The sequence below is a fragment of the Marilutibacter maris genome (assembly GCF_006546735.2).
Lineage (GTDB): Bacteria > Pseudomonadota > Gammaproteobacteria > Xanthomonadales > Xanthomonadaceae > Marilutibacter > Marilutibacter maris.
Map to the genome: position 1 here is coordinate 1 of NZ_VICD02000054.1, position 7,557 is coordinate 7,557.

At 71.0% G+C, this 7,557-nt stretch carries 8 protein-coding genes; 3 read left to right on the top strand and 5 right to left on the bottom strand.

The genetic code is table 11. From position 1 onward, the window contains the following. The first annotated feature begins 224 nt into the window (after nucleotides 1-224). Together FKV24_RS04010 and FKV24_RS04015 are read left to right on the top strand one after the other, a co-directional pair. Complete coding sequence (locus FKV24_RS04010) at nucleotides 225-1,232, top strand: multidrug resistance efflux transporter family protein (RefSeq protein WP_141481427.1); 1,008 nt, start codon at nucleotides 225-227, stop codon at nucleotides 1,230-1,232. Between the two features lie 100 nt (nucleotides 1,233-1,332). Beyond that, complete coding sequence (locus tag FKV24_RS04015; RefSeq protein ID WP_141481429.1) at nucleotides 1,333-1,974, top strand: hypothetical protein; 642 nt, start codon at nucleotides 1,333-1,335, stop codon at nucleotides 1,972-1,974. Nucleotides 1,975-2,517: 543 nt separating this feature from the next. Here the strand turns inward: FKV24_RS04015 and FKV24_RS04020 are convergent. The 5 genes from FKV24_RS04020 to FKV24_RS04040 all read right to left on the bottom strand — a co-directional run bounded on the left by FKV24_RS04020 (nucleotide 2,518) and on the right by FKV24_RS04040 (nucleotide 6,991). Next, the gene (locus tag FKV24_RS04020; RefSeq protein ID WP_141481431.1) at nucleotides 2,518-2,943 is read right to left on the bottom strand and encodes a ketosteroid isomerase-related protein; all 426 of its coding nucleotides are present in this window, start codon (nucleotides 2,941-2,943) and stop codon (nucleotides 2,518-2,520) included. Between the two features lie 101 nt (nucleotides 2,944-3,044). Then, nucleotides 3,045-3,797 (bottom strand): MHYT domain-containing protein, encoded by a 753-nt coding sequence (locus FKV24_RS04025; protein WP_141481432.1) that lies wholly within the window; start codon nucleotides 3,795-3,797, stop codon nucleotides 3,045-3,047. Nucleotides 3,798-3,936: 139 nt separating this feature from the next. Next, nucleotides 3,937-4,686, bottom strand: coding sequence for a hypothetical protein (locus FKV24_RS04030; RefSeq protein WP_141481434.1), 750 nt, complete (start codon nucleotides 4,684-4,686; stop codon nucleotides 3,937-3,939). A 249-nt stretch (nucleotides 4,687-4,935) separates the two neighbouring features. Continuing rightward, nucleotides 4,936-5,985: a pyridoxal-phosphate dependent enzyme gene (locus tag FKV24_RS04035; protein WP_141481435.1), complete on the bottom strand. Its 1,050-nt coding sequence runs from the start codon at nucleotides 5,983-5,985 to the stop codon at nucleotides 4,936-4,938. 10 nt (nucleotides 5,986-5,995) lie between these two features. Next, complete coding sequence (locus FKV24_RS04040; protein WP_211371776.1) at nucleotides 5,996-6,991, bottom strand: DMT family transporter; 996 nt, start codon at nucleotides 6,989-6,991, stop codon at nucleotides 5,996-5,998. Between the two features lie 152 nt (nucleotides 6,992-7,143). On the opposite strand from FKV24_RS04040, the gene FKV24_RS04045 reads away from it, so the two are divergent. After that, the coding region (locus FKV24_RS04045; protein WP_141481437.1) for a hypothetical protein at nucleotides 7,144-7,557 on the top strand (414 nt) is incomplete at its 3' end.

Here is a 7,557-nt window from a genome sequence, read left to right on the forward strand (position 1 = left end):
TGATCTACGCGCACGCCTGGGGGCCGCCACCGGGCGCGCCGATCCGGGTCGGCGGCGTCGACGAGGTGCGCGTGCCGGCGACCGGCATTCCGGTGCGCCGACGCTGAGGCCCTTCCTCGCCTCCACAAGCGGCGCGCCGGTGTTTGCGGACGCCCCCGCACCGCTTCGCATTCGCCGCCGCCTCCGCCATGATCGGCAAGCCACCGCGGGGCCACACTGCCAGCATGTCCACGCCCGACCGCCGCACCGCCCTGCTCGCCGTCGCCATCGCGCTGGCCTCGGCGCTGTTCTTCACCTGCACCTACGTGCTCAACCGCGCCGCCTCGGTCGACGGTGGCCACTGGGCGTGGACGGCCGCGCTGCGCTACCTGATCACCCTGCCGCTGCTGTGGCCGCTGATGCGCTGGCAGGGCGGCGCCGGGCCGGTGCTGCGCGCGATCGCCGCGCATCCGGGGCCGTGGCTGGCCTGGAGCGCGATCGGCTTCGTGGTGTTCTATGTCGGCCTGAGCTTCGCCGCCGCCAGCGGGCCGTCGTGGCTGGTCGCCGGCACCTTCCAGCTGACCGTGGTCGCGGGGATGCTGTGCGCGCCGCTGCTGTACCGCGGTGCCGGCGACCGACGCGCGCGGATTCCGTTGCCGGCCCTGCTGGCCGGCCTGGTCGTGGTTGCCGGGGTGATGCTGATGCAGTTCGGCCACGGCGGCGGCCAGCTCGATCGCGACGGCTGGATCGCCCTGGTCTGCGTCGCCGCCGCCGCATTCGCCTACCCGCTCGGCAACCGCGGTCTGCTGCTGCACCTGGAACGCAGCGGCGAAGCCCTCAACGCGACCCAGCGCGTGTTCGGCATGACCCTGGCCAGCCAGCCGTTCTGGTGGGCGCTGGCGGCGTTCGCCTTCGCTGGCGCCGGCACGCCGGACAGCGGTCAGGTCTGGCTCGCCGCCGGCGTCGCGATCGGCGCCGGCATCATCGCCACCGTGCTGTTCTTCCAGGCCACCGGCATGGTCCGCAACGAGCCGACCGCGCTGGCCGCGGCCGAGGCGATGCAGGCGGCCGAGATCCTGTTCGCGACCCTGTTCGGCGTACTCTGGCTGGGCGAGGCATGGCCTCAGGGACGCGCCTTGTGGGGCGCGCTGCTGGTGGTGATCGGCATCGTCGCCTTCAGCCTGGTCGCCGCGCGCGCGGCGGCCGGCGACGCCCGCTCGACCCGGCGCCTGCGCAGCGATCGCGGCGCCTGAACAACGGGGCGCGATGCCGGCAAGGTTCGCGACGCGCTCACGCCGCCGTTCAGGCGCACGCGACTAGATTCGACCCGACACCGTCATCCGCCCCGTCCCCATGCGCACCCTGATCCGACCGTTCGCCGTTTCCACCCTCTGCACGCTCGGCCTGGCGATCGCCCTGTTCTCGAGCGCCGCCCACCCGGCCGCCGCCGCACCGCCGCCCGGGCCCGACACCCGCGCGATGATGGAAGCCTGGGGCGTCGACCCGGCCGTGCTCGCCGGCAATGGCGCCGCGCTGTTGCGCAACGCGCCCGACCCGGCCGTCGACACCCTGTTCCAGGCGGTCCACCACAGCCTCCAGGACGAGAAGGAGGCGCGCGCGCTGTGCGCCCTGTTCGAACCCGATGGCGACCGCAGCCTGGACGGCCTGAACCGCGCCGCGGCCACGCTCGGCGACAACAGCCGCCAGCGCCTGGCCAACGCGGTGGTGCTGGTGCTGATGAGCTCCGCCCAGGGCAGCCCGCAGGCCTATGACGCCGACGCCGCGCGCCAGGCGCTGAAGGCCGCGGCGGTGCGCGCGGCGATGCTCAACGACGGCTTCACCACCGCGCTCAACGGCGGCAACAACCGCGCCCGCTGCCGTGCGGTCGGCCAGCTGACCGCGGCGCTGGAGGGGCAACCGCAGGCCGAACGCGCGGCGGTGACCCGACTGCTGCTGGGCGAAGGACTGACGATGCTGGCCGGCACCGGCGATTGATCGCCGGACCGCCCGCAGGCGCGGCTCAAGCCGCGGGAAGCTTTCCCATGAACGCCCAATCGCGGCTCACGCCGCTCCTACAGGATGGTTGATGGCCCAAGCCCCCTGAGCGCGCAGCGCAAATGGGGGTGTGGAAGCGCAGCGGCGGGGCCCGAGATTTGCGCAGCAAACTCTGGGAGATATCCGAGCGCAGCCGGATATCGTTCCCCCCTGAGTCAGGGGGCGATTCGCATCGCAGATGCGAATGGGGGTGTGGGAGCGCAACGGCGGGGCCCGAGGTTTATGAAGCAAACTTTGGGGATTCCCGGGCATAGCCCGGGGATCGCGGCTTACGCCGCTGCTACGAAGAACATTCGCCTGTCCCGGAATCACTCCTGCGCGGCCGGTGCCGCGACGGCGTCCATGCTCCTGCACGATCGCCGCGCATGCTTTCCCTCGTAGGAGCGGCGTAAGCCGCGAGGGCCTTTCCAATGAAACCATCGCGGCTCACGCCGCTCCCATGGTCTCGACCTGCGTGGGCGCTCGACGGGCATGGCCCCGGGCTCAGCCCACCTGCGCGATCCAGTCCTGCAGGTTGTAGTAGTTGCTGATCCGCGCGAGGCGGCCGTCGCGCAGTTCGAAGAACGCGCCGCCCGGCAGCACGTAGCGCTGGCCGCGCGCCGGAGGCAGGCCCTCGTCGTCGGCAAGGTATTCGCCGTGGACGACGTACTCGGCCGCGGCCCGCCGGCCGTCCGGTGACACCATCACCACGATGTCGCGCAACTGTTCGCGATAGCTGTGCGCCATCCGCTGCAGGAACGCGGCGAACGCGTCCCGCCCGATCTCGCGCGGCCCCTGATTGAGATCGTGGATCACGCCCTCGTCGAGCAGGGCGAGCATGTCGTCCCAGTCGCCGCGGTTGAACGCGGCGTAGTAGCCCAGCACCAGCTCGGTGGCGCGGTCGTGACTGCGGGTACCGTCGATCTTCATCGCCGATCCGTCCTCGTGGGGGAAGCGGGGCATTATGCGCCGGTCGGCGACGAAGGGCCGCCGCCGCGGCCCTTCGCGATCGCGGCGCGGCTCCGCTTGGCTCATATCTCGACCAGCTGGCGCTGACGCTGCCGGATCAGACTGGTGACCAGCATCATCGCCAGCACCACGGTGGTGACCACGAAGATGCTGCTGCCCAGGTAGTCGCCGCTCAGACCGCCGGCCAGCACCGCATTGCCGGCGCCATTGGGCAGGAAGCTGGCGGCGGCCATGCCGGTGTAGTGCATGCCGCAGACCGCGATGCCCATCACCAGCGCGCTGCCGAACATCTGCATCGCACCGCGCAGCTTGAACGCCAGCCACAGCGCGACGATGGAGGCCACCACCGCGATCGTCGCCGAGGCCGCGACCAGGGCTGTGTCGTAGACCGCGTTGGCCGGCATCATCATCGCCGCCATGCCGGTGTAGTGCATGCCGGTCACGCCCAGCCCCATGAACACCCCGGCCACGACCAGCTTGCCCCAGCCGAACACGCTGCTGCCGGCGATGCTCAGCCCGAGCATGCACGAGACCATCCCGATCAGCGCCGACAGCGTGGTCAGCGCGACGTCGTAGGCAACCGGTATGTCCATGTTGCAGGCGAGCATGGCGATGAAGTGCATCGCCCATATCGCGCCGCCGCCCATCGCGACGCCGGCGGCGACGATCGCACGCAGGCGCTGGGCGGGGCCGGTCGCCGCCGGGATCGCGACCGCCAGCTGCAGGGCGGTGAACGATCCCAGGACCGAGACCAGGTAGGACAGGACGACCAGGTACGGCTCGTGGATGCACTGGATGGCGTGTTCGTGTGGCATGACATTTCCCCTGTTGGCTGACGCGCGACGGCGTGCGGACGGACGATGGCCGCGCGCGGATCGCACGCGGCGGTTGCGCTCAAGGGCGCCGGACAGAAGCGGCGGTCCGCAAGGAATCGGGCAGCGAGGCGCGGCCGGATCAGTGGCCGAACTCGAAACGGCAGGCACCGGCGCCGCCACCGCGGCACTGGTGCTCGGTCGCGACCAGGCCATCGATGCCGTGCGCTCCGCCGAGCAGCCCTTCGAGCAGGCCGCGCAGGAAGTGGCAGCTGGCGTCGTGTCCGGGCTGGAAGAACGGGCTGTTGTCGACCAGCAGCGCATCGCCATCGGGCTCGGCCCGGACCAGTGGCCGCAGCGCCGGCGTGGCGATGCGGCGCAGCGCATCGCGCAGGGACAGGCGTCCGCCCAGGGCGAAGTCGCGCTTGTAGACCCAGGTGCCGACCCGCTGGCCGACGTGGACCAGGGTCGGCTCGCGCTGCGCCGGCGGCAGCTCGGTGCGCAACGCCTGGATCAGGATGTTGATGTTCGGATAGCTGCGCGCCAACTGCGGCAGCAGGATCTCGACCCGCGCCGTCGCGATCGAGCCGACGGCCTGCGGCTCAACCGCCCTGACGGTGGCGCCGGTCGCGGCCTCGCGCTCCATTGCCACCGCGACGGTCACGGGCGCGGGCGCGTCGTCGGCGGGACCGGACTCGAAACTCCTGACCAGGTGATGGCTGCCCAGGCGTTCCTCGAGCATCAGCAGGCCCGACTCGGGGCCGCGTACCCGCAGGATCAGTTGCACGCCTTCGGCGCATCCGCTCATCCGCTGCCGCAGCAGGATGAACCCGTTGGCGATGACCGTCTGCCCCAACGCCAGCAACAGGCCTTCGCGTCGGTCGGAGACCACGCGAAACTCCACTTCCACCATCCGCCACCCCCTTGGCTTCCAGCAGTTGTCGGAAAACGCTATCGATTGAGCGCGTTCCTTCGCCTGATGCCGCCACCGGGTGCACGGGGCTTCCGTGACCCAGAGCCTGCCAGCCCGGTCACGGGAAAAATCCAATGAAGATCACAAAAAGATCGAATGCAGAGGCAGACCGCGCCACCAGGGCCCAATCCGCCACCGGCTCTATTCACGCCACCTGAAGTAGCTGGCTCAGCCCGGGCGGCCGACGCGGCCGAACAGCGCCGGCAACGCGTCCAGATCGACATTGCCTCCGGACAGCACCAGCCCGACCCGGCGCCCGGCAAACCGTTCGCGATGCGCGAGCACCGCCGCCAGGGGCACCGCCGCCGAGGGCTCGATCACCAGCTTCATCCGCTCCCAGACCAGCCGCATCGCGGCGATCACGGCGGCGTCGTCGACCAGCAGGATGTCGCGCAGGTGCTCGCGCAGGATCGGATAGGTCAGGGTGCCCAGTTCGGCGCGCAGGCCGTCGCAGACGGTGTCGGCGCTGCGACCGGTGATGCGCGTGCCCGAGTGCAGCGAATCGTGGGCGTCGCGTGCGCCTTCGGGTTCGGCGCCGAACAATTCGATATCGGGATCGATGCCGTGCGCGGCCAGGCAGGTCCCGGACATCAGGCCGCCGCCGCTGACCGGGGCCAGCAGCGCATCGAGCCCCGGCGCCGATGCCAGCAGCTCCAGCGCCGCCGTGCCCTGGCCGGCGATCACCCGCGCATCGTTGAACGGATGCACCAGCACGCCGCCGGTATCGGCCAGCACCTGCGCGGTGACCGCGTCGCGCGATGCCTGGAGGGTGTCGCAGGGCACGATCCGCGCCCCGTAACCGGCGATCGCCGCCAGCTTCACCTTCGGCGTGCTGCGCGGCGCGACCACGGTCGCGGTGGTGCCGCGAAGACGGGCGGCCAGCGCGACCGCGGCGCCGTGGTTGCCCGAACTCTGGGTGACGATGCCGCGCGCGGCCTCCTCGTCCGACAGCGAAAAGATCGCGTTGCAGGCGCCGCGGAACTTGAACGCGCCGACCCGCTGCAGGTTCTCGCACTTGAAGTGCAATTCGCAGCCGGCGATCGCGTCCAGCGCGTGCGAACGCATCACCGCAGTCACGTGCGCATGCGGCGCGATCCTCGCCGCTGCGGCGAGCACGTCCGCATACCGGGGCGCTTGTGCCGTCGCGGCGTCCCGGTCCGCGGATGGCACGGCGGTGTTCGAGGCGGTCGTCGCCGCGCTGACGTCGTTGGCGTTCATTGCGCGCAGCTTAGCGTGTCGATCCATCGGCGGCGTCAACGGCGGCCACCGCCGGAGGATGGGACGGCGGCACGCTCAGCGCCGCACGCGTGCGGCGCCCCATCAGGCTGACCGCGGCCGAGCCGGCCACCGCCATGCCCGCGCCCAGCCAGCCCAGCCAGGCGATCCGCTCCGGCGCCAGCCAACCCGGCCACAGCGTCGCCACCAACGCCGAGGCGGCGATGCACAACAGCGGCGTGGTCGCCAGTACCGCCGATACCCGCGACGCCTCCCAGTGCGCGAGCGCCTCGGCGAACGCGCCGTAGGCGCCGATCGTGTTCAACGCGCAGTAGCCCAGCAGCAGCCAGTGGGTCAGGTCCAGCTCCAGCAGCGCCGACGGCTGCGCGAACGGCCACAACGCCAGCGTCGCCAGCGCGTAGATGCACAGCAGGATCTGCATCGACCCCAGCTTCAACAGCAACTGCTTCTGCAACAACGCGTAGATCGCCCACACCACCGCCGCGATCACCACCAGCATCGAGCCGAACAGATAGCCCGGCCCCTGCGCGCCCTGCCACTGGTCCCATGAGAACAGCACCAGCCCGCCCACCAGCATCGCCAGGCCCAGCCACTGCGCGGCGCGGAAGTGCTCGCCGAACACCCAGATTCCGCCCAGCGCCATCAGCAGCGGCGCCAGCTGGATCAGCAACTGGGTGTTGGCCGGCGAGGTGTGCTGCACGCCGAGCAGGTAGAACACGTAGTTGCCCAGCAGCATCAACCCGGCGACCGCCAGCATCAGCCAGCCGCCGCGCCCCAGACGGCGGTACCCGCCCAGGCGCCCGCGCAGGGCCAGCCAGACGCCGGTGAACAACGCCGCGACCAGGAACCGGAACCAGGTCAGGGTGATCGCGTCGACCTCCTGCAGCACAATCTTCAACGCGATCGGCAGGGTCGCCCAGCACAGGGCGGTGAACAACGACAGGGACAGACCAAGCCGCCACTGGCCCGAGGCGCGGTGCAGGTTCATCGTGGAGGGAACCGACGGGGGAGGTCGGCATGCTCGCACCGGCGGCCGATGGTCGGCAAGACGCGCCCCTGGCGGGATCGGCCGCGCCGGGTTAAGCCCGAGTTCAAAGCCCCCGGCCCATGGTGGCTGTGTACTGAATGGGGGGTTCCAACATGGCCCGCACATTGATTTTCCGTGTATTCGCTCCGGCGCTCGCGATCGCCCTGCTCGGCGGTTGCATCAGCGACTATGCCTACCGCGGCGACGGCGGCGGCTATTACTACGGCCGACCCTCGGTCGAGTACCGCTATTACGGCGGCTACGGCACGCCCTACGGCTACTCGCCCTACGGCTATTACCCGTACAGCTACTACCGGCCGTACTACCCGGGGTACCCGTACTACCCGCGCCGTCCGCATCGGCCGCCGCATCACCGGCCGCCGCACCGGCACGACGACGACGGCGGCAAGCCACCGTGGCGCGACCTCGACCGGATCGACGGCGAACGCCGCGCCCGCAACGGCTCGCGGCCGCCGGTGGCGGTACCGCAATGGGATCGGGGCCCCACCACCGCGCCGCCGATGAGC